The sequence below is a fragment of the Rhodococcus mengyinensis genome, from assembly GCF_048381435.1.
Taxonomy (GTDB): domain Bacteria; phylum Actinomycetota; class Actinomycetes; order Mycobacteriales; family Mycobacteriaceae; genus Rhodococcus_F; species Rhodococcus_F opacus_D.
This window is the reverse complement of record NZ_JBLWIT010000043.1, coordinates 57,777-77,611: the sequence shown is the minus strand read 5'-3', so window position 1 is coordinate 77,611 and position 19,835 is coordinate 57,777. Positions and strand designations below refer to the sequence as shown.

At 66.6% G+C, this 19,835-nt stretch carries 20 protein-coding genes and 1 pseudogene; 15 read left to right on the top strand and 6 right to left on the bottom strand.

Annotated features, from left to right (window positions below):
* The 3 genes and pseudogenes from ACNJ7E_RS08125 to ACNJ7E_RS08115 form a co-directional block, all read right to left on the bottom strand.
* A pseudogene (locus tag ACNJ7E_RS08125) lies at positions 1 to 500 on the bottom strand (4-hydroxy-2-oxovalerate aldolase); the annotation flags it as partial.
* A complete protein-coding gene (locus tag ACNJ7E_RS08120; RefSeq protein ID WP_418339558.1) occupies positions 497 to 1,480 on the bottom strand; it encodes an acetaldehyde dehydrogenase (acetylating) in 984 nt (327 codons plus the stop codon). The gene ACNJ7E_RS08120 and the pseudogene ACNJ7E_RS08125, both read right to left, overlap by 4 nt.
* A gap of 5 nt (positions 1,481 to 1,485) precedes the next feature.
* Positions 1,486 to 2,316: a 2-keto-4-pentenoate hydratase gene (locus ACNJ7E_RS08115; RefSeq protein ID WP_418339557.1), complete on the bottom strand. Its 831-nt coding sequence runs from the start codon at positions 2,314 to 2,316 to the stop codon at positions 1,486 to 1,488.
* Positions 2,317 to 2,463: 147 nt separating this feature from the next.
* Between ACNJ7E_RS08115 and ACNJ7E_RS08110 the strand changes: the two genes are divergently transcribed.
* A complete protein-coding gene (locus ACNJ7E_RS08110; RefSeq protein ID WP_418339556.1) occupies positions 2,464 to 3,231 on the top strand; it encodes an IclR family transcriptional regulator in 768 nt (255 codons plus the stop codon).
* 61 nt (positions 3,232 to 3,292) lie between these two features.
* Positions 3,293 to 4,036, top strand: a complete 744-nt coding sequence (locus tag ACNJ7E_RS08105; RefSeq protein ID WP_418339555.1) for an IclR family transcriptional regulator — start codon at positions 3,293 to 3,295, stop codon at positions 4,034 to 4,036.
* On the opposite strand, the gene ACNJ7E_RS08100 is transcribed toward ACNJ7E_RS08105, so the two are convergent.
* Both ACNJ7E_RS08100 and ACNJ7E_RS08095 read right to left on the bottom strand, forming a co-directional pair.
* Positions 3,999 to 5,243, bottom strand: coding sequence for a multidrug effflux MFS transporter (locus tag ACNJ7E_RS08100; protein WP_418339554.1), 1,245 nt, complete (start codon positions 5,241 to 5,243; stop codon positions 3,999 to 4,001). The genes ACNJ7E_RS08105 and ACNJ7E_RS08100 overlap by 38 nt on opposite strands.
* Positions 5,240 to 6,091, bottom strand: coding sequence for an alpha/beta fold hydrolase (locus ACNJ7E_RS08095; RefSeq protein WP_418339553.1), 852 nt, complete (start codon positions 6,089 to 6,091; stop codon positions 5,240 to 5,242). The genes ACNJ7E_RS08100 and ACNJ7E_RS08095 overlap by 4 nt, the downstream gene beginning before the upstream one ends.
* 101 nt (positions 6,092 to 6,192) lie before the next feature.
* On the opposite strand from ACNJ7E_RS08095, the gene ACNJ7E_RS08090 reads away from it, so the two are divergent.
* The 13 genes from ACNJ7E_RS08090 (at position 6,193) to ACNJ7E_RS08030 (ending at position 18,242) form a co-directional block, all read left to right on the top strand.
* Positions 6,193 to 6,678 carry a hypothetical protein gene (locus tag ACNJ7E_RS08090; RefSeq protein ID WP_418339552.1) on the top strand — a complete coding sequence of 162 codons (486 nt, stop codon included), beginning with the start codon at positions 6,193 to 6,195 and terminating at the stop codon, positions 6,676 to 6,678.
* Positions 6,675 to 7,094, top strand: a complete 420-nt coding sequence (locus ACNJ7E_RS08085) for a hotdog family protein (RefSeq protein ID WP_418339551.1) — start codon at positions 6,675 to 6,677, stop codon at positions 7,092 to 7,094. The genes ACNJ7E_RS08090 and ACNJ7E_RS08085 overlap by 4 nt, the downstream gene beginning before the upstream one ends.
* Positions 7,095 to 7,189: 95 nt before the next feature.
* Entirely contained in the window at positions 7,190 to 8,506 is a 1,317-nt protein-coding gene (locus tag ACNJ7E_RS08080) for a Rieske 2Fe-2S domain-containing protein (RefSeq protein ID WP_418339550.1), read from the top strand.
* Between the two features lie 125 nt (positions 8,507 to 8,631).
* Positions 8,632 to 9,975, top strand: a complete 1,344-nt coding sequence (locus ACNJ7E_RS08075) for a M20 family metallopeptidase (RefSeq protein ID WP_280780165.1) — start codon at positions 8,632 to 8,634, stop codon at positions 9,973 to 9,975.
* Positions 9,975 to 10,928, top strand: coding sequence for a DODA-type extradiol aromatic ring-opening family dioxygenase (locus ACNJ7E_RS08070; RefSeq protein ID WP_418339549.1), 954 nt, complete (start codon positions 9,975 to 9,977; stop codon positions 10,926 to 10,928). Before ACNJ7E_RS08075 ends, ACNJ7E_RS08070 begins: the two co-directional genes overlap by 1 nt.
* Positions 10,929 to 10,964: 36 nt before the next feature.
* Positions 10,965 to 11,837 (top strand): alpha/beta fold hydrolase, encoded by an 873-nt coding sequence (locus ACNJ7E_RS08065; RefSeq protein WP_280780163.1) that lies wholly within the window; start codon positions 10,965 to 10,967, stop codon positions 11,835 to 11,837.
* A 334-nt stretch (positions 11,838 to 12,171) separates the two neighbouring features.
* Positions 12,172 to 13,152: an ABC transporter substrate-binding protein gene (locus ACNJ7E_RS08060; RefSeq protein ID WP_280780162.1), complete on the top strand. Its 981-nt coding sequence runs from the start codon at positions 12,172 to 12,174 to the stop codon at positions 13,150 to 13,152.
* On the top strand, positions 13,149 to 14,039 hold the full coding sequence (locus ACNJ7E_RS08055) for an ABC transporter ATP-binding protein (protein ID WP_280780161.1): 891 nt from the start codon (positions 13,149 to 13,151) through the stop codon (positions 14,037 to 14,039). The genes ACNJ7E_RS08060 and ACNJ7E_RS08055 overlap by 4 nt, the downstream gene beginning before the upstream one ends.
* A complete protein-coding gene (locus tag ACNJ7E_RS08050) occupies positions 14,036 to 14,869 on the top strand; it encodes an ABC transporter permease (protein ID WP_418339548.1) in 834 nt (277 codons plus the stop codon). The genes ACNJ7E_RS08055 and ACNJ7E_RS08050 overlap by 4 nt, the downstream gene beginning before the upstream one ends.
* Positions 14,870 to 15,095: 226 nt before the next feature.
* Positions 15,096 to 16,106 carry an NAD(P)/FAD-dependent oxidoreductase gene (locus tag ACNJ7E_RS08045; protein ID WP_280780159.1) on the top strand — a complete coding sequence of 337 codons (1,011 nt, stop codon included), beginning with the start codon at positions 15,096 to 15,098 and terminating at the stop codon, positions 16,104 to 16,106.
* Positions 16,107 to 16,108: 2 nt separating this feature from the next.
* Positions 16,109 to 16,429: a DUF362 domain-containing protein gene (locus ACNJ7E_RS08040; protein WP_280780158.1), complete on the top strand. Its 321-nt coding sequence runs from the start codon at positions 16,109 to 16,111 to the stop codon at positions 16,427 to 16,429.
* The gene (locus tag ACNJ7E_RS08035) at positions 16,429 to 17,259 is read left to right on the top strand and encodes an alpha/beta fold hydrolase (protein WP_280780157.1); all 831 of its coding nucleotides are present in this window, start codon (positions 16,429 to 16,431) and stop codon (positions 17,257 to 17,259) included. The genes ACNJ7E_RS08040 and ACNJ7E_RS08035 overlap by 1 nt, the downstream gene beginning before the upstream one ends.
* An 89-nt stretch (positions 17,260 to 17,348) precedes the next feature.
* On the top strand, positions 17,349 to 18,242 hold the full coding sequence (locus tag ACNJ7E_RS08030) for an IclR family transcriptional regulator (RefSeq protein WP_280780156.1): 894 nt from the start codon (positions 17,349 to 17,351) through the stop codon (positions 18,240 to 18,242).
* Positions 18,243 to 18,266: 24 nt separating this feature from the next.
* Here ACNJ7E_RS08030 and ACNJ7E_RS08025 read toward each other — a convergent pair whose 3' ends face one another.
* On the bottom strand, positions 18,267 to 19,811 hold the full coding sequence (locus ACNJ7E_RS08025) for an AMP-binding protein (RefSeq protein ID WP_280780155.1): 1,545 nt from the start codon (positions 19,809 to 19,811) through the stop codon (positions 18,267 to 18,269).
* Positions 19,812 to 19,835 lie beyond the last annotated feature (24 nt).

Below are 19,835 nucleotides of genomic sequence, written 5' to 3'. Positions count from 1 at the left end.
GAGTCGGTGACGTAGACGCAGTGCGCGCCGTAGGACTCCATGAGCTTGGCCTGGGCGGCGAGCTCGGGTGCGGTGGTCATGTGGCTCATCATGAGGAAGCCGGAGACGTCCATGCCGAGTTCCCGGGCTTTGCCGATGTGCTGGGCGGCGACGTCGGCTTCGGTGCAGTGGGTCGCGATCCGGATCGACCGCACGCCCAGTTGGTAGGCGTGTTCGAGTTCGGCGATGGTGCCGATGCCGGGCAGCAGCAGGGTGGTCAGCCGGGCGTGGGTGAGGTTGGCGGCGGCTGCTTCGATCCATTCCCAGTCGGTGTTGGAGCCGGGACCGTAGTTCAGCGATCCGCCGGCGAGTCCGTCGCCGTGAGCGACCTCGATGCCGTCGACACCGGCGGCGTCGAGCGCGGCCACGATGCGGCCGACGTCGTCGGGGGTGATGCGGTGGCGGACGGCGTGCATGCCGTCGCGGAGGGTGACGTCTTGGATGAACAGCCTGGTGGTCATCGGGTGGCTCCCTGGGTTGCCGTCGGCGCGGCGATCGTGTCGGCGACAGACTCGGCGTAGCGCACTGCGGCCGAGGTCATGATGTCGAGGTTTCCGGCGTAGGCCGGAAGGTAGTGGGCGGCGCCTTCGACTTCGAGGAACACCGTCACCTGGTGGGTGGGGGCCGCCGTGTCCCCGGAGGCGAGCAGGGTGTGGACGGGTTGGCCGTCCGGGACGGGGGTGATCTGGACCTGCTGCTTGAGTCGGTAGCCGGGCACGTACGTCGCGACATGGTCGACCATGGTCTGGATCGAGTCGCGCACCTTGTCGTGGGTGGCCGGGTCGGGGGCCGAGATCAGGCACAGGACGGTATCGCGCATGATCAGCGGCGGGTCGGCCGGGTTGAGGATGATGATGGCCTTGCCGCGGCGGGCGCCGCCGACGGTTTCGATGGCGTGGGAGGTGGTTTCGGTGAACTCGTCGATGTTCGCGCGGGTGCCCGGTCCGGCGGACTTCGAGGCGATGGAGGCGACGATTTCGGCGTAGGCGACCGGGGTCACGCGGGAGACGGCGGCGACGATCGGGATGGTGGCCTGACCGCCGCAGGTGACCATGTTGACGTTGGTGGCGTCCCGGTGTTCGTCGAGGTTGACCGCCGGCACCACGAACGGGCCGAGGGCGGCCGGGGTGAGGTCGATCAGCCGTTTGCCGAGCGGTTCGAGCAGGGCGGCGTTGGCGGCGTGTGCCTTGGCGGAGGTGGCGTCGAAGATCACGTCGATCTCGTCGAAGTTCGGCAGCTGAAGGAGGCCTTGGACGCCGCCGGCGGTGGTGGGGACGCCGAGGCGGCGGGCGCGGGCGAGCCCGTCGGAGTCGGGGTCGATGCCGACCATCGCGCCCATCTGCAGGACGTCGGAGTGGCGGATCACCTTGATCATCAGGTCGGTGCCGATGTTGCCGGATCCGATCACCGCGACGGTGACCTTACGGGTGTTTACGCTCATGGTGCTCACTCCTGGGTGAAGGTGGCGGTGACCGATCCGAGACCGGTGATGTCGGCGCGGACGGTGCCGGCGGTGTCGATGACGGCCATCGGCCCGAGTGCGCCGGACAAGATCACCTGCCCGGCGAGCAGTGGTTGGCCGAACTCGCGTGCGGTGCGCGCGAGCCAGGCCAGCGCCCGCAACGGGTCACCGAGGCAGGCGGCGCCGGTTCCGGTCGACACCTCGGTGTCGTCGATGAACATCTGCATCTGCGCGGCGACCGGGTCGACGGAGTCGAGGGTGCGCCGGTCGGCGCCGAGGACGAACAGTCCGCTCGACCCGTTGTCGGCGACGGTGTCTCCGAAGGTGATGTCCCACCCGGCGATTCGGCTGTCGACGATCTCGAGGGCGGCCACCGCGTAGTCGACGGCGCCGCGGATCTGGGCGTCGTCGAGCGGCCCGTCCACCAGATCGTGTGCGAGGACGAACGCGATCTCCGCCTCCACCTTCGGCTGCAGCAGCCGCGACAGCGGGATCGAGCTGGTCTCCTGGCAGCGCATGTCGTCGAGCAGCACCCCGAAGTCCGGTTGGTCGACGCCGAGCTGCTGCTGGACCGCCGGGGAGGTCAGGCCGATCTTGCGGCCGACGACGCTCGCGCCGGCGGCGATTCGGTCGGCGACGATCCGTTCCTGGACGGCGTACGCGGCGGCGGCGTCGTCGGTACCGATCAGGTCGCGGACCGGGGTGCACGGCGTGGAAGTTGCGGCGGCGGTGCTCAACCGCTCGGCGGCGTCGGCGACCGCCTCGGCGGTGGCTCGCGCCGTGGGGGGCAGGCTGGTGCCCGGGGGTGTGCTCATCTGACGTCCCGATGTGATCGTGGGGAATGGACTGTGGGTTCCACTGTCGCCGCCGGGGGATGGTCCGCCAAGCATTGCGTTCCACTGAGCCGAACACAGGTCGTATCGTGGGCGTGAGCGCCGGCGGCAACGGAGGTGATGTTCGCAGTGTCCGATCAGGAGTTCGACCGCACGACGGTGCTGGGCAAGGTCATGATGGTGCTGCACGCGTTCACCATCGACGACTCGACCCTCTCGCTGGCCGAACTGGTCCGGCGAACGTCCATCCCGAAGGGCACGCTGCACCGGGTTCTCTCCGACATGGTGGCGGTGCGGATGCTGGACCGCACCGGCGCCGGCTACCGGCTCGGCGGCTCCCTGTTCGAGCTGGGCATGCGGGCGTCGGTCGAGCGGAGCCTGCTCGAGGTGGCGATCCCATTCATGGAGGACCTCTACGTTCGCACCCACGAGACGGTGCACCTGGGCGTCCTCGACGGGACCGAGGTCGTGTACCTGTCGAAGATCGGCGGGCATCGGCAAGCGAGCGCACCCTCGAGGATCGGGGGCCGGATGCCGGTGCACTGCACCGCAATCGGCAAGGCACTGATCGCCCACGCCGACAATGCCCTCCGAGAACAGGTGCTCTCCGCTCCACTGCCCCGCTACACCCCGCGCACCATCATCCTGCCCGGACCGCTGCGCACCCAACTCGACCGCATCGCCGCCGAGGGCATGGCCTACGAATACGAAGAATCCGCAACCGGAATCGTGTGCGTAGCCGCCCCCGTCCGCGAAGGCGAGGACATCGTCGCCGCGATCAGCGTGACAGGCCCGTCCCATCGCTTCCGGCCGGACACGCATGCAACCTCGGTCCGCGCCGCGGCCGAAGAAATCGGAGCCACATTGGCGCGGCGATCAAGCCTGCTTCGGAAATGAAGGCCGGGGGTATGCTCGACTGGCTGGTCCGCTGAGTGGACCCGCGTGTCGGAGGATGTACATGAACGCGTCGTTGCTGGGGAAAGTGCGACTGCTACTCGACAGCTTCGATGCAGAGTCGGGAGCGCTGTCGTTGACCGAGCTCTCACGTCGGAGCGGGGTGGCGAAGGCGACCGTGTACCGACTTGCCGGGGAGATGGTCCAGATCGGGCTCCTGGAGCGGGTCGGGACCGACTACCGGCTGGGACTGCGCCTCTTCGAACTGGGCCAGCTGGTCCCGACACAACGCATCATCCGGGATGCCGCGGTTCCGTTCATGCAGGACCTGCACTCGCTCACCCTCGAGACGGTGCACTTGGCGATTCGGGACGGCCTCGACGTGATGTTCGTGGAAAAGATCTCCGGTCACCGCAGCGCCCGGCTCCCGTCGCGGATCGCCGGCCGATTACCGATCGAGGCCACTGCGACCGGTAAAGCAATCCTCGCGTACTCGCCATCGAGGGTGTTCGACGAGGTGGTCGCTCGTGGGTTCGCCCCCTTGACGACTCGGACCGTTGCCTCGGCTCTCCGCCTTCGCCGACAACTCGATCGGGTCCGTACAGAGGGTTTCGCGTTGGAGGTCGAGGAGGTCGGAATCGGTATGACCAGTATCGCGGTACCCGTCTTCACCGGTTCGATGGTGGTCGGTGCGGTAAGCGTGACCACCACGACGTCGCGGATGAATGTCGGACGGGTGGCGAGGCCGTTGACGGCTGCGGGATCGAACATCAGTCGTGCCCTCCGTGGCGTCGCGCGTTCGGCCTGACACCGAACCCGAGCGAGAGAACGGCCAGGACCGCACAGCTGGTCATCGTGACGGCCACGGCGAGCGCGGTGTTCCCCAGGACGCCGACGATCGGCGCCACCACGGCGGCCGTACCGAACTGCGCGAACCCGACGATCGCCGCCGCCGTGCCGGCCGCGTCGCCGTGCCGGGTCAGCGCGAGAGCCGGCGCATTCGGCATGACGAATCCGGTCGCGCACAGCAAAGCCAGCACCGGCACCGCGAATCCCATGAACCCGGTAGTGCCGTGGAGAGCCACCGCGACGAACGCAACTCCGACGGCGACGCTGACGGCGAGCGCGACGATACAGATCCGGGCGGGAGACCAGCGGTCCAGTAGCCGTACGTTGAGTTGGGCCGCCCCGATCAGGACGACGCCACCCGCCGCGAATGCCATTCCGTACACGGTCGGATCCAGTTCGAACTCCCTCTGCATGACAAACGAGGATCCGGCGATATACGCCCACAGGACCGCACGGCCCAGTCCACACACGAGGACGAGCGTCATGAAGCGGCCGTCGCGAACGAGCCGGGTGTAGGTCCGGAGTGCAGGGGCAAGTCCGCGTCGGCTCCGGTGCGAGGGCGGAAGCGTTTCGGGCAGTGCGACGGCACCGATCAGCATCAACAGAGCCGCGAGCACCGCCAGCACGAGGAACACACCGTGCCACGACATGGTGGTCATGAGGATTCCGCCGATGCTCGGCGCCAGGATCGGGGCCACACCCATGACCAGCATCAGATGGGAGAACATGACAGCGGCGGCGCGGCCCGAGAAGAGGTCCCGGACAACGGCGGTCGCGATGACCGCAGTCGCCGCGGCGCCCACCCCCTGGACAGTCCGGAACGCCCCGAGCACCGTGATGGTCGGCGCGAAATAGCACGCCACGGACGCGACGACATGGACTGCCGTGCCCAGCAGGAGTGGGCGACGCCGACCGTAGCGGTCGGAGACCGGGCCGATCACCAGCTGTCCGAGAGCGAGACCGATCAGCGTCCCGGTCAGTGTCAGTTGCACCGTCGACTCCGAGGTCTCGAAGTCGACGGCGATGGCTGGTAGCGCCGGTAGATACATGTCCACGGTGAACGGGCCCAGTGCGGTGAGCACACCGAGGACTAGGACGAGCTGGATGCGTTTCGTCCCGACGGGTGGTGCGGGGATCAGCTCCGAGCAAGTGCTGCTCGTGGTCACGGGTGTCGCTGTTCGAGGAATCCCGTAACGAGCGAGTAGTAGTCGTGCGGACGTTCCTCCTGCAGGTGGTGGGACGCTCGGTCCATTATGTAGAGGTGGCCGTGCTTGATCATTCGGGCCAGCATCAGTGGATAGTCCGGCGTGAGGAAGGCGTCGTGCATTCCCCACGCGAACAGAACCGGTGCCTCGATCATCCCGAGTTCGGTCGTCAGATCCTGCCAGTCCCCACGCGGATTGTCCGACGCCGCGGCCAGCGCCATCTCGTCGGGATCGAGACTTTGCCGGTACCGCAAGTCGAGCGTGTCGTCCGGCAGCTGGTCTCCGTCGAACCATTCGAGGCGAGTGATGAGTTGCCGCATCTTCTCGCGGGTGGGACCGTCGCCGCCGTAGTACACGTCCCGGGCGTTGCGGCCGCGTCGGCCGTCCTCCGGCAACGGGGCGAGCGGTCCGTAGAAGACCGGCATACTTCCGGTGATCACCAGAGCCCGCACCCGGTCGGGGTATTTCGCCGCGAGATTCAGGGCGATCGTCCCGCCCCATGAATTGCAGACGAAGTCAGCTCGGGATATGTCGAGTTCGTCGAGAAGGGCGACGATCTTGGCGGCGTGAAAATCCCACATCGGTCCGCTGATGGTGCACTTGTCGGACTTGCCGTATTGGAGGATGTCGACGAGCACGGCTCGACGGTCGTCGGCGAAGAGTGGTGCGACGGGGCCGAAATCTGACCACGCCGTGCAGCCGGGGCCGCCGCCGTGCAGGAAGATCGTCGGAGACCCCTCGCCCATGTCGTGGTAATGGAACTTCACGCCCGCGGCGGTGGCGTACAGACTGTTCGGTGGATGTGCCATGACCACACCTGACCCGATCTGCGGCGGTGGCGGAAGCATCTCGGTCCGCTGGGCGGTCCGGGACCGTGGTGATGCCGCCACACCGGATCTAGCGTTCGCCCATGCGAACTGGTCTGGATTCAGCCTTCGAACGCGCGTGCCGGATGATCGGCACCACCACACACCGCCGCCTCGGGGAAGTGCGTGCAGCAGAGTCCGTGGCGTTCGCGCGGGCGTCGGCGGAGCGCGATCGTCGATTCCTCGACCCCGGCCGGGAAGACTTCCGGGTCCACCCGATGTACCTGCCCAGCATGCTGCGAGGACCGGACGGCGCCGACAGCGAGGAGTATCGCCCCGACGGCATGTTCGCCGATGAAGTGCCCGGCACGGCCGGGCTGGACGTGCGCCTGTTGGCGGGAGGGCAGACCATCGAGTTTTGTTCGACTCCCCCGCTCGGCGAGCCCCTCGAGGTCACACGCACCGTGAACGGTGTCGACTGGAAGGACAGTGATGGCGGTGAGTTCCTTCTGATCACCGTGTCCAAGACCTACCGCGTCACGGGATCGGTCACGCTGGCAATTGTCACGGAACGGTTCATCGTCCGATGACGCCCAGTGGGCAATGGAAGGTCGGCGAGGCTCTCGAACAGGTTGCGCTGCAGTGCGATCCGGTCAGAATTTTACGTTTCGGTGCAACCACACACAACGCGCACCGCATTCACTACGACACCGACTACGCCCGTGCCGAGGGCCTTCCCGACCCGGTGGTGATGGCTCAGCTGCAGGGGACGCTGTTCTTCCGGGCCGCCGCCCGCCTGGCCGGCGAGGTCGGTGCGGTGACGTCCGTGACGTGGCGCAACCGAGCGCCCGCCCCCGTGGGGTGTGTCCTGACGGTCAGCGGAACCGTCACCCGGATCGAGGGTGACCGGATCGAGGTCACCCTCGTCGAACACGCCGACGACGGGGCATTGTGCGCGGAGGGCAGCGCGGTGATCACCACGACACCTCGATCGTCACGGCGGTGAACCCGGTCTGCTGAGCGAACCGGATTTGTTGAGGTGCACGGCGATCGATCGGAAGATCTCCTGCATCACTTGATCTCATCTCGAGAGGACTTCACATGACTGGTGTCGAGGCGCCGAAGAACTCGCAGGTTCTCCCGGAGAGGCCGCGCGCGGCCGGTCGGCAGGACTGGACCGCCTGGCCTCGATACAACGAGGCAGGCAGTGGTTACCGCGGATACTGGTACCCGGTGACGTGGGCGAACCAGGTAACAGGTGAGCCGACGAGCCACACCATCTGCGGCGAGAAGCTCGCGCTCATTCGCGACGCGGGCAAGGTCTACGCACTGCATGACCGCTGCCCCCATCGTGGCGTCCCGCTGTCGGAGGGCGATCAACAGTTCCCGGGGACCGTCAGCTGCCCCTACCACGGGTGGACGTTCCGGCTCACCGACGGCAAACTGGCCGCCGTCATCACCGACGGCCCGGATTCGAAGATCTGCGGCAAACTGTCCGTGCAGACCTATTCGGTGGAAGAACGCCTGGGCCTGGTCTGGGTGTACATCCCGATCGCGAACGAGCCCGTGCCGTCGATCGACGAGCAATTGCCCCGTGAGCTCGTCGAGAACGAAGGTGTCGTCGGGGGCCGGATCCAACCCAGGGGCGGCAATTGGCGCTTCGCCTGCGAGAACGGATTCGACGAAGGGCATGCGAAGTACCTGCACCGCACCGCGTTGTGGCGGTTGTTCAAGCCGATGCCGACGTGGAATATCACCAGCATCGTCCCCGAAGACCGGTGGATCTACCGGGTCCAAGAGGAGGTCTACTGGGAGGCCGAATTTCCTGGCGTCGGGAAGTGGACGAACAAGCGCTGGTGGAAAAAGAAGCCCGACGAGAGCCAGATCTCGCAGATCGGCAACGTCGGCGCCGGCGTGAAGGTGAATCCGGTGATCGCAGCCCAGAACTTCCCGGGCTTCGCATCGTTGTCGATGCCCGGTGTGCTGCGGATCGCCTATCCCAACTTCATTCACTACGAGTTCTATGTTCCGGTCGACGAGGATCACCACCAATACGTGGGACTCATGGCCAACTTCGAGACCGGGGTGAGGAGGCTCGGCTTCTACGCCAAATACCTCGGTGCCGTGCGGTGGCTGTTCCACGGCCAGTTCTCAGGCCAGGACGAGTGGATGGTCCGCGTCACCGACGCTCCGCCGGAGAAGCTGTACCGACCCGACGTCTCGCTCACCACGTGGCGCAATCTCGCCGAAGAGGAATATGGGGAGAAGATCGCGGCTGCAGTCGCTTTCGCGCCGGCAACATCCGATCGACCGGTTCGTGAGCGCCGTGCCTCCGCGGCGCGGAAGGCCGCGCAGCCGGCGACATCCACCGAGTCGGCCAATGGGGCGAGCGCACCCACTGCGGCCGACGCCGACTAGAGGAGAATTTCGATGTTCAAGACTCTGACCGGCGTGACGTTCGGCGTCCTGCTCGCCACCGGCGTGCCGAGGGCATGGCGTTTCGTCGCCGCACGCAGCAACACCCAGGTTCACCGGATCAACTCGTGACGGCCGCAACCGCAACCCCGCTCGCGGGCCTCGACGAGCAGCGCCGCGCCTGGACCGAACAGGCGTGGGCGACGGTCGATCGTGAGCGATTGCGGGAGTTGATCATCGGCCTGGTGGACATTGCCAGCCCGACCGGCGACGAAGCGCCACTTGCACAACACATCACAGAGACGTTCACGGCCAGCGGCATCGAAGCGCACACGATGGATCTCGACGGCCGCCAAGCCAACTCGTGGGCACGGCTGCGCGGTGACGGGTCGGGGCCGGACCTCATGCTGTACGCCCCGATCGACACCGTCACCAGTGGCAACAGCGAGGAAGACGTGCCCTGGGCGGCGGAGACGCTCCGTCCCGACATGACGGCGCGGGCCCACAGCCAGGGCGACTACGTCATCGGCCTCGGTGCGTCGAATCCCAAGGGACATGCCGCCTGCGTCATGGCGGCGATCGAAGCAGTGCATGCTGCCGGAATACCGCTCACCGGTGACCTGGTCGCGGCTTTCGGAGCCGGTGGAATGCCGACGAATCCTCGCCCGGGCGTGGGAAACCCGCGCCGCAACACCGGCCAGGGCGTGGGCTGTTCGTTTCTCCTCGAACAGGGAGTCTGCGCAGATTTCGCACTCATCGCCAAACCCGGGTGGACGGTGTCATGGGAGGAGGTGGGGCTGGCCTGGTTCGAGGTCACCGTGCACGGCACCCACACCTACGTCGGATCCCGGCACCGACTGCCGTACCGCAACCCCGTCGCGCTGGCGGGCGAGGTGGCAGTACGCCTGGAGCAATGGTTCCCGCAGTACTCGCAGGCGCACCGGAACGGCCTGGTGCTTCCTCAGGGCATGGTCGCGAACATCCGGGGTGGGTGCGAGCGGACCGCCTCGTTCACCCCGGCTCAGGTGCGGATGATGGTGGATCTGCGCCTGAGCCCACGGACCACACCGACCGCCGCCAAACGCGAACTGGTCGACGCTGTGCGGCGGATAGCCACCGAACTGGACGCCCGCATCGACGTGGAGCAGATCCTATCGATCCCGGGCGAGTCGTCCGACGAGCGGATGTGGCTCTGCCGCAGCGCCGTAGCGGCCTGGGAGGCGGTCGAGGGTCAACCGCACCGCCCGGTCCGCGACGGCAGCGGCGCCACGGACGCGAACATCCTGCGCAGCCGGGGCATCCCGACCATACGGGTCGGCATGCCCAAGGTCGTGGACGCACCGTTCGAGGTGGACTTCGCCATGGGCATGAACACCGTCGACCTGGCCGAGGCCGAGAAGCTGACCCGATACCTGATCCGTGTTGCCGTCGACACGGCGACCCGCACACTCGAGGAAGTAGGAACAGGCTGATGGCCGAGATCGTCTTGGGGGTGGGTGCGTCGCACAGCACCCTCATGAACACCCATTGGGAGGAAACAACACACAAAGCCGAGGCGGAACGCTTCCGGGAGGCGCTGGTCACTGCGCGGGAGCGGATCGCCGCGGCGCGGCCAGACGTGGTGATCCTGCTGGGGTCGAATCACTTCAGAGGATTCTGGCTCGATCTCGTTCCGCCCTTCACGCTCGGCGTGGGCGAGTGCATCGCGAGCGGCGAGTCGGGTACCCCGAAGGGCCCGCAGCGTGTCGACGCGCACCTGGCCGGCCACCTCGCCGCGCAGGTGGTGGAGAGCGGACGGTTCGATCTCGCATTCTCCGCCCGCCTGCAGATCGACCACGGGCAGTCGCATGCCATCCAGTACCTGCTGGCGGACCTCGACGTGCCCATCGTGCCTCTGGTCGTCAACGTCTTCGCACCACCGCTGCCGACCTTCGGGCGCTGTGAGGCGCTCGCACACGCGCTCCGCGCGGCGCTCGACTCGTATCCGGAGGACAAGCGGGTGGTCGTGATCGCGTCCGGTGGTCTGTCGCACCGGCTGCCATGGCCGGACTGGCGTGATCCGCACGGTGAGGAGGACGACTTCATGGTGCAGGCCTGGCTCGACGGTCGCGAGAACTGGTCGGACTACGACGTGCGCCGGCGGGAGATCATCCGCGCAGCCGAGGCGGCCATCTCACCGGAGTTCGACGACCGGATCCTCGATCTTTTCGAGACCGGCAAGGCGGCCGAACTCGCGGAGTTCTCGACCGACGAGGTCGACACCGAGGCAGGTAACGGTGCGCAGGAACTCCGCACCTGGCTCATGATGGCCGCGATGGTGAACTACGTTCCCGCGGAACGCCTTGCCTACGAACCCATGCCGGAATGGCTCACGGGGATGGGCGTCGTCGTCCTCGATCCCACCACTCGGCCGCTCGCGCCGTGACTCGTCAACCCTTCACACCCGACAAAGGACACACACATGACAATCTGGAACGAACTCGCCGGACTCGACTTCGCGGTCAAGACGGTGGACGCAGCCGGAGTTCCCACCCGGTCGCTACAGGCCGGCGCGGGCGAGGAGGCAGTGATCTTCCTCCACGGCACCAGCGGTCACCTGGAAGCCTTCGCGCGTAACATCGCCGCACATGCTCCGCACTACGAGTGCCACGCGATCGACATGCTGGGCCACGGCTACACGGGCAAACCGGATTACCCGTACGAAATTCCGCGCTATGTAGACCATCTCGTGAATTACCTCGACGCGGTCGGGCTGGACAAGGTCCACCTCGTCGGAGAATCGCTGGGCGGCTGGGTTGCCGCATACCTCGCAAGTGAGCAGCCCGAGCGAGTGCTGTCGCTGCAACTGCTCGCCGCCGGAGGCACCGTCGCAAACCCCGACGTGATGCAGCGCATTCGCACTTCGACCACCAAGGCCGTCCAGAGCAACGACATCGAACTCACCCGTGCCCGGCTGCACCTGCTGATGCACGACCCGGTCAACGCCACCGAGGAACTGGTGGAGGCGCGGCACCGGATTTACCACCAGCCCGATTTCGTCGCCAACATTCACAACCTGCTGTCGCTGCAGGACATGGACACGCGTCAGCGAAACCTGCTCCGGCCCGATCGGCTCGCACGCATCCAGGCACCGACACTGGTCGTATGGGGCCACGAGAACCCCTTCGGGGACGTGCCGGAGGCCGAGAAGATGGCCGCAGACATCGCAGGTGCGCAGCTGCAGCTGTATCCGGAATGCGGCCACTGGCCCCAGCACGAGCAGGCGGCGCTGTACAATCCGCTGAGTCTGGAGTTCCTGGCGAAGGCGTCCGAGCGCGTGAAGAGCGTCGTCTGACCGGAGCCGACAGCACGAAACCGTGAAGCCGGCCGCGTCCTCGAGCGCGGCCGGCTTCGTGCATCGAAAGTCGGTCAGCGCCTTCGGCGGCCTGACCGACTGTGCCATGTAGTTCAGTCCCCGCCCGGCGACCGCACTCGCCGGAAACGCCGATGTGTTTCCTTTGCGTTTCGAACAAGCCGCACCTACCAGCCACGATGTTCCCGCGCGGGTAAGTTCTGCGGCCTGGTCCGCACGGTGGACCCGGTCGATTCACGCCCCATCGAGGTGGCATTAGGTTTCTTCACCACAGCCCCATAAATGAGGTCCAGATCACAATAGGAGGTGTACAAACATGGCCTGGCGATCGATACTCGGCAAGGTGACACTTGCCTCAGTGGCGGTGGTTCTCACGATTTCGACCGGGGCGTGCAGCCGCCCCGCCACGCAGACCACCGCCGATTCCGCCGGCGGTCCGCTCCGGATCGCCGTGGGCATCGACGCGTCGTACGCGCCCTTCTTCGTCGCCGACCAGGAGGGCATGTTCGCCGATGCCGGCCTCGACGTCGAGCTGGTCCAGTTCGGCCGGGGTGGCGAAGCCGTCGACGCGCTCGCGACCGGCCAGGTCCAGCTGGCCGGCAGTTCGGACACCACGACGATCGCGCAGCTACGCCAGAATCCGTCCCTGCGGGCGATGTACTCGTACGAGGTGTCCGGCGACTACCTCAAGGTGGTGTTGCGTAACGGGGTCGACTCGGCCGCTGACATCCGCAAGATGGGCATCGTCCCGGGGCTGAGCCAGATCTCGACCGACAGATACCTCCAGGCCAACGGAGTTCCTGCCGGGTCGGTCGAGACGGTCTCCGCCACCCCCACGGACATGCCGGCGCTCCTCGACCGGGGTGACATCGACGGATACGTCCTGTGGGAACCGTGGCCGGCCACCGCGCTCGCGCAGGGCAGCGGGCACATCACAGCAGTCACCGGTGACTTCGACTGGTTCTACCACCACTGGGCGATCACGACTGAGCCCTGGCTCGACCAGAACGAGGGCACCGCCCGTGCGGTTGCCCGAGTGCTCGTCGACGCCACCGCGCGGGTGGAGTCCGATCCTCGAACCGCAGCCGCCGCGACCAGGACTGCCGTCAACGTAGCCGACGACCAGACCGTCACCGCGGTCGACGAGATCAACTTCGGCGTCGAGAACCTGACCGACAAGAGCATCGAGACCGCACAGTCGATCGTCGACTTCTACAAGAAGATCGGCGTTCTCTCCGAGCAGCCGGATCTGGCCTCGGCCATGCTGCTCGATTGGTACCAGGAGGAAAATAAATGACCGTCCCCACACGCGGCACAACCGCCGTCCCCAGCGGCGGCACGACCGCCGTTGCATCGGGCGGCCCAGCCGCCGCGCCCAGTCCGGCCAGAACCGTCACCGGCGTCCCTATCCAGATCCGCGATCTGGGCATCAGTTTCGGAGCCGCCGAGATCGTGTCGGGAATCGACCTCGAGGTGCGACCGGGCGAGTTCGTGTGCCTGCTCGGCCCGTCGGGGTGCGGCAAGTCGACACTGTTGTCCGCGATGGCCGGCTTCATCGAGCCCCGCGCCGGCGAGATCAGGTGCGACGGCGACGAGGTGAACGGCAGCAACCCACACGCCGGCATGGTCTTCCAGAGTTCCGAGGCCCTGTTCGAGTGGATGACCGTGACCCAGAATGTCGCCTACGGACCCCGGATGCACGGGGCCGGCAAGGCCGACCAGGCGCGCATCGCCGCCGAGTACCTCGCGATGGTCGGTCTCCCACACGCCGGCAAGAAATTTCCGGCACAGCTGTCGGGCGGTATGCGGCAACGCGTACAGATCGCGAGAGTCCTGGCCAACCAACCGTCGCTGGTGTTGATGGACGAACCCTTCGGCGCACTCGACGCCCAGACCCGGCAGGTCCTGCAGGTCGAGCTCGACCGAATCTGGCGGCACACCGGGTGCACCGTCGTGTTCGTCACCCATGACATCGACGAGGCCTTGACGCTCGCCGACCGTGTCGTGGTGATGTCGGCCGGACCCAAGGCGCGAATCAAGAGCATCTACGAGGTGCACGCACAGCGCCCACGGGACAGGGCGCACCCCGACGTGATCGATATGTACGAGAAGTTGCGTGACGACATCCGCGCCGAGGTCGTGGCCTCGCTCCGCAATCAGGGCATCGAGGAGGACCAGCTATGACCGCAGCGATACAGAACACCGTCCCCACCCGCGGCGAACGAGCGCAACCGGCCCGAACGAGACGCTCGAGCAAAGGTGGGGCCGCCCTGCGCACGGCGGCGCTGTGGGTCGCTTCCGCGGTCATCGGTCTAGGGGTGTGGTCATTCCTCGCCTGGTGGTACGGACCGACGACCATCGCCTCCCCCGCTCAAGTCGTCACAGCAGCAAGGGAACTGGCGGAAAGCGGTGTCCTCTGGACATCGATCTGGGCGTCGGCCCAGCGCATTCTGGTCGGGTGGAGTCTCGGCGTCGTGATCGGCGCCCCCGTCGGCATTCTCATGGGCCGCGTCAACCTCGTGCGTCAACTGCTCGACCCGTATATCGAATTCTTCCGTTTCATCCCCCCGATCGCGTTCGTGACATTGGCGGTGGTGTGGTTCGGCATCGGTGAGACGTCCAAGATAGTGCTGATCTTCTACACGTCGGTGTTCATCGTCACCGTGAGCACGATCGCCGCGACCGTCGCGATCAGCGAGAACAAGCTGCAGGCCGCCGCCAACCTGGGGGCAGGCAAACTGCAGATCATGAAAACCGTGGTGCTGCCGTCGTCGGTGCCGGGCATCGTCACCGGCGCCCGTCTTGCGATGGGCAACAGCTTCCTGACCATCGTCTCCGCCGAGATCGTGGCGGCCGACCACGGCATCGGCTCGATGATCTGGCAGGCCCGGAACTACGGGCGCATCGACTGGACATTCGTGGGCATCATCGTGCTCGGGATCATGGGCTTTCTGTTCGACCGTGTCCTGAGGGTGCTGTCGGGCCGGTACCTGGCGCGGTACGGCGTCAAGTAGTAGTCCTCGTGCCTGCCTGTGCACAGAGCACCGGGTAACGAGTCGTCGGACGACTCCGGCGTCGATAGAACAGAACTACAGGCGGGTCCACTGGCGTTTCTCCTTCGCCGGCGGACCCGCCTTTTCCGTGTTCGTGTCCGTTCCTGTCAGCGGCAGGAATGAACACAGTCTGCTGACCGGACCGGCTTCATTTATCCGGCACGGCAACATGATTAGCGTTGCCGGCATGAACGCTTCGCTCAACGCGTCGAACGGCACGGACCTCGACGTCGACATTCTCATTATCGGTGCCGGCCCGGCCGGTCTCTACGCTGCGTACTACGCCGGATTCCGCGGGCTCCGGGTCGCCGTTCTCGACGCTCTGTCCGAGCCCGGTGGCCAGGTGAGCGCGATGTACCCGGAGAAGGCGATCCTCGACATCGCGGGTTTTCCATCCGTGAAAGGGCGAGATCTCGTGAATGGATTGCTGACGCAAGCCGCACCGTTCGATCCGGCATATCTGCTCGGCGAGCAGGCCCGGACGCTGGATCATGCCGAGGACGGACGTGTCATGATCGGGACGAGCAAGGGACGCACCGTCACCGCCGGCGCGGTCGTGATCACCGGTGGGATCGGGACATTCACGCCACGCCCTCTGGTGAAGGGGCTCGATTTCGTCGACCGCGGTCTCAGCTACTTCGTGCCCGACCTGTCCGCGCACACCGGTAAGGACGTGGTAATCGTGGGCGGCGGCGACAGCGCCTTCGACTGGGCGGTCCACCTCGAGCCGATCGCATCGTCGGTGACCCTGGTGCATCGTCGCGACAAGTTCCGTGCACACGCGGCGACGGTGACGAAGGTCCGTGAGAGCACTGTGCGGATGCTGGTCAACGCGGACATTGCCGAGGTCCGTGGCAACGGCTGGGTCGCAGAGGTGGACGTCGCGCACAAACTCGACGAGACCACCACGACGTTGCCGGCACAAACCATCATCGCCGCTCTAGGATTCACCGCCGACCTCGGGCCGATGACCGAGTGGGGACTCGAGATCGATTCGCGCAACATCGTCGTCAATACCCGAATGGAGACCACCGTGCCGCGCGTATATGCGGCCGGCGACATCACCGACTACCCGGGAAAGGTCCGGCTCATCACCGTCGGATTCGGTGAGGCCGCGACCGCGGTCAACAACGCCGCGGCCGTCCTCGACCCGGATGCGGAAATCTTCCCGGGCCATTCCACCGAAAAGGAGAGCTGACAATGGCATTCGTCATAGGCGAAGCGTGCATCGACTACATGGACCGCTCCTGCATGGAGGAGTGCCCGGTCGACTGCATCTACGAGGGTGAGCGCAAGCTCTACATCAATCCGAACGAGTGCATCGACTGCGGCGCCTGCGAACTCGCCTGCCCGGTCGAGGCGATCACGGTGGATCGGAAGGCAGACCCCGATTTCAAGGAGGACGCGAAACGTTTCTTCCTCGAGGTCCTGCCGACCCGGGCGGAGCCGGTCGGCAATCCGGGCGGCGCCGCGAAGATCGATGTCATCGGCGTGGACACCCCCATGGTCACGGCCTACTGATGGCGATACGGTTCGGCTACGCCGACACGACGTTCGGACAACTGCACTATGCGGAATCGGGCAGTGGCCGGCCGCTCCTCCTGCTGCATCAGACCCCGCGGTCCTGGGACGAGTTCCGCGAGTTGATCCCGCTCCTGGACGACGAGTTCCGGGTTCTCGCCCTGGACATGGTGGGGTTCGGAGCGAGTGCGCTACTCGCTCCGCCGCAGACGATCGAGTCGTTCGCCGACGCCGCCTGGGAATTCCTCGACGCCGTGAACGCCGGACCGGTGGCGGTCCTCGGACATCACACCGGCGCCGCGGTCGCGATGGAGATGGCTGCCGGCCGCCCCGGTGAAGTCGATGCTGTGGTGCTGTCCTCCTGCCCGTGGACGGAGGGCAGCGACGAACCGGGTTCCGGAGGCGTGGACCGCGCCGACCGCGAACCCGACGGCAGCCACCTGCAGACCCTGTGGAACCTGAGACGACCGTATTACCCGGCCCCGGCGACGGATTTGCTCGACCGCTTCCTGCGCGACGCCCTCGCGCACGGTGTCGATCCCGCCGAGGGACACCGTGCCTGCGCTCGGTACCACATGGCGGACCGCATCGAAGCGGTGACGGCGCCGGTGCTGCTGCTCGCTGCCGGCGCAGACCCGTTCTCGATGCCCCACCTACCGACGTTGAGGAAACAGTTCACCGGGGCGCGGGTGGTGCTCGAGGAGGTGATCGAGGACGGGACCGTTGCGTTGATCGAGCGAGAGGCACCGCGGGTAGCCGCGGTGGTCCGGTCCTTTCTGAACTCACCGGCCGTGCGGGTCACGTCCGAAAATTTGGGACGGGTCCGGTGACCGAACCCTGTGGCGTGCGTCTCGCCATTGTTCAGCCCTAGCGTGGCTGTGATCGGGACGAATGCCCCGCCAACCGCCAGGAGGCAGCAGTGACTACAGAGGCGCAGCATTCGACCGGCCTCGGACCGGTCGTACCGATTCCCCCGGCACACCGCGTTGCGGGACAAGACATGTCGTCCGTTCTCGGCAAGGCCCGGCTCATTCTCGACGCGTTCGGGAGCGAGCACAGCGACCTCTCGCTCACCGAGCTCGCACGTCGAAGTGGTGTCGCGAAGGCGTCCGTGCACCGGTTGGCCGGCGAACTCGTCGAATGGGGACTCCTCGAGCGGGCGGGCACGAAGTACCGTTTGGGCCTGCGGTTGTTCGAACTCGGACAGCTTGTCCCCCGGCAGCGCATCCTGCGTGACGCCGCCCTGCCCTTCATGGAAGACCTGCTCCTTGCAACGCAGGAGACGGTGCACTTCGCGGTTCGGGACGGCATCGACGTGCTCTACATCGAGAAGATCGTCGGTCACCGCGGATTGCAACAGCAGTCGCGGGTGGCGGGCCGGTTGCCGCTGTACTGCACCGCGACCGGGAAGATGATCCTGGCGTTCTCGCCGCAGGCGGTGTTCGACGAAGTGATCGAGCAAGGATTCACCGCTCTCACCGCCCGCACCACGATGTCGGTCGCCGTCCTGCGCCAGCAACTCCACCGCATGCGCAACGAGCAACTCGCAGTCGAAGTCGAAGAGACCCGCATCGGCTACATGAGTGTTGCCGTGCCGGTGTTCAGCGGACCCCGGACCCTCGCCGGAGCCCTGTCGGTAACGGGTCCGACGGCGCGGCTCAACGTCAGCCGGGTTGCCGGCGCCCTACGAACCGCGGGCATCGGGATCTCCCGAGCACTTCACGCGATGCGCTGCGCATACTCGGCGACCGACATGGCAGGCGCCGAGGCATGTACGCCCGCGATGTGCTCGTTCAACGGGTGCGGCCGGTAACCGGTGGTTCGAGGCGGCTGCCGGTCACCGGGACGGGACGGCGTCGGCATCCCAGGTGCCGCGGCCGACCCCACGCGAACGGAGTACCTCCTTGCGGACCTTGCCGGTCTCGGTCAACGGCAGTTCACTGACGAAATCGATGAACCGCGGCAGAGCAAAGTACGCCAGTTGTGGTGCCGCATGGTGCCGTAGGTCCTCGGGGCTCGACTGCATTCCTTCCCGGAGTACCACGGCAGCCATCACTTCGTCCTCGGCGAGTTCCGACGGCACCGGAAAGACCGCGACCTGCGCGACCGCCGGATGCCGCGCCAGGGCCTCCTCGACCTCGGCCGAGGAGATATTCTCGCCGCGCCGCCGGATGACGTCGCGGACCCGATCGACGAACCGATACCACCCGTCGGGTTCCCGGACCACCCGGTCGCCGGTGTAGATCCAGTCGCCCGCCACGCGGGGAGGCTCGGACAGGTATCCCGTGGCAAATCCTCCGGGAAGGTCTGTGCGGACGACGAGTTCGCCGGGGACGCCGTCAAGGACGGTGGCGTCGGCGTCGTCGACGACCTTCGCGTCGTAGCCGTCGCGCACCGTTCCGAGATAGCCGGGTCGGCGATCGCCGGGCACCGTTCCGAGGACGAGATTCGTCTCGGTGGTGCCGTAGCCGTCGACGAGTTCGACTCCGAAACGCTCACGGAAGGGAGTCCACAGGCGGGCCGGAGTCGCCGGTGCCAGGGCGCGGGTGGCGCGGTGCTTCTTGTCTTCCACAGCGGGTTCCCGGCCGGTGAGCATCGCGACCATCGCACCGAGCAGGTAGATCACCGTGGCGTCGCTGTCGGCCACCTGCGCCCAGTATCGCCGCACCGAGAAATGTTCACCGAGCACAAACGTTCCTCCCGCAACCAGCGCCTGGAACAGTGTGTTGAGTGCATTCGTGTGGAACAGGGGAAGGCCGTTGTACAGAACGTCGTCGGGTCCCAGCCCCAGGGAGGCACCCACTCCTGCGCCCCACCACAGTGATTGAGCATGAGGGCAGCGGACCCCTTTCGGTTGCCCGGTCGTCCCGGATGTGAACAACACCGCCGCCGTGTCGAGCGCGGTCACCGCGGGGTCGGCCGCTCGTCCGGGGGTTCGGCTGTCTCCCGGCCCGGGAACGGACGAAGTGCCGAGTATCCAGGATTCACCAGTGAATCGCGTCTGCCGGAGCCGGGGCAAAAAGGTGGGCTCGATCAACAGGTGGCCCGCCCCGGACTGCTCGAGCACGCTGTCGAGGGCGGCGCCACGCAGTGCTGTGTTCAATGGCACCGTGACCGCTCCGAGCCAACTACAGCCGAGCAGCAGATCGATCAATTCGATGCGGTTGGCGCACATCGCGGCCACCGCGTCACCCCGGCCGATCCCATGTCTGGACAGCGCCTCGGCCGACGTTGCGGCTCGCTGCACGAGTTCGCGATAGGACACCTCCACGTCCCCGGCCCGGACGGCGAGATGATCGCCCCGCTCGGTGGCACGCTGAACGAGCAGGGACGGAATCGTCATCGCCGCCGGCAGCGGCAGAGCATCGGATTCGGGCGTCACGGGTGTCACCTTCTTTCGGCGAAC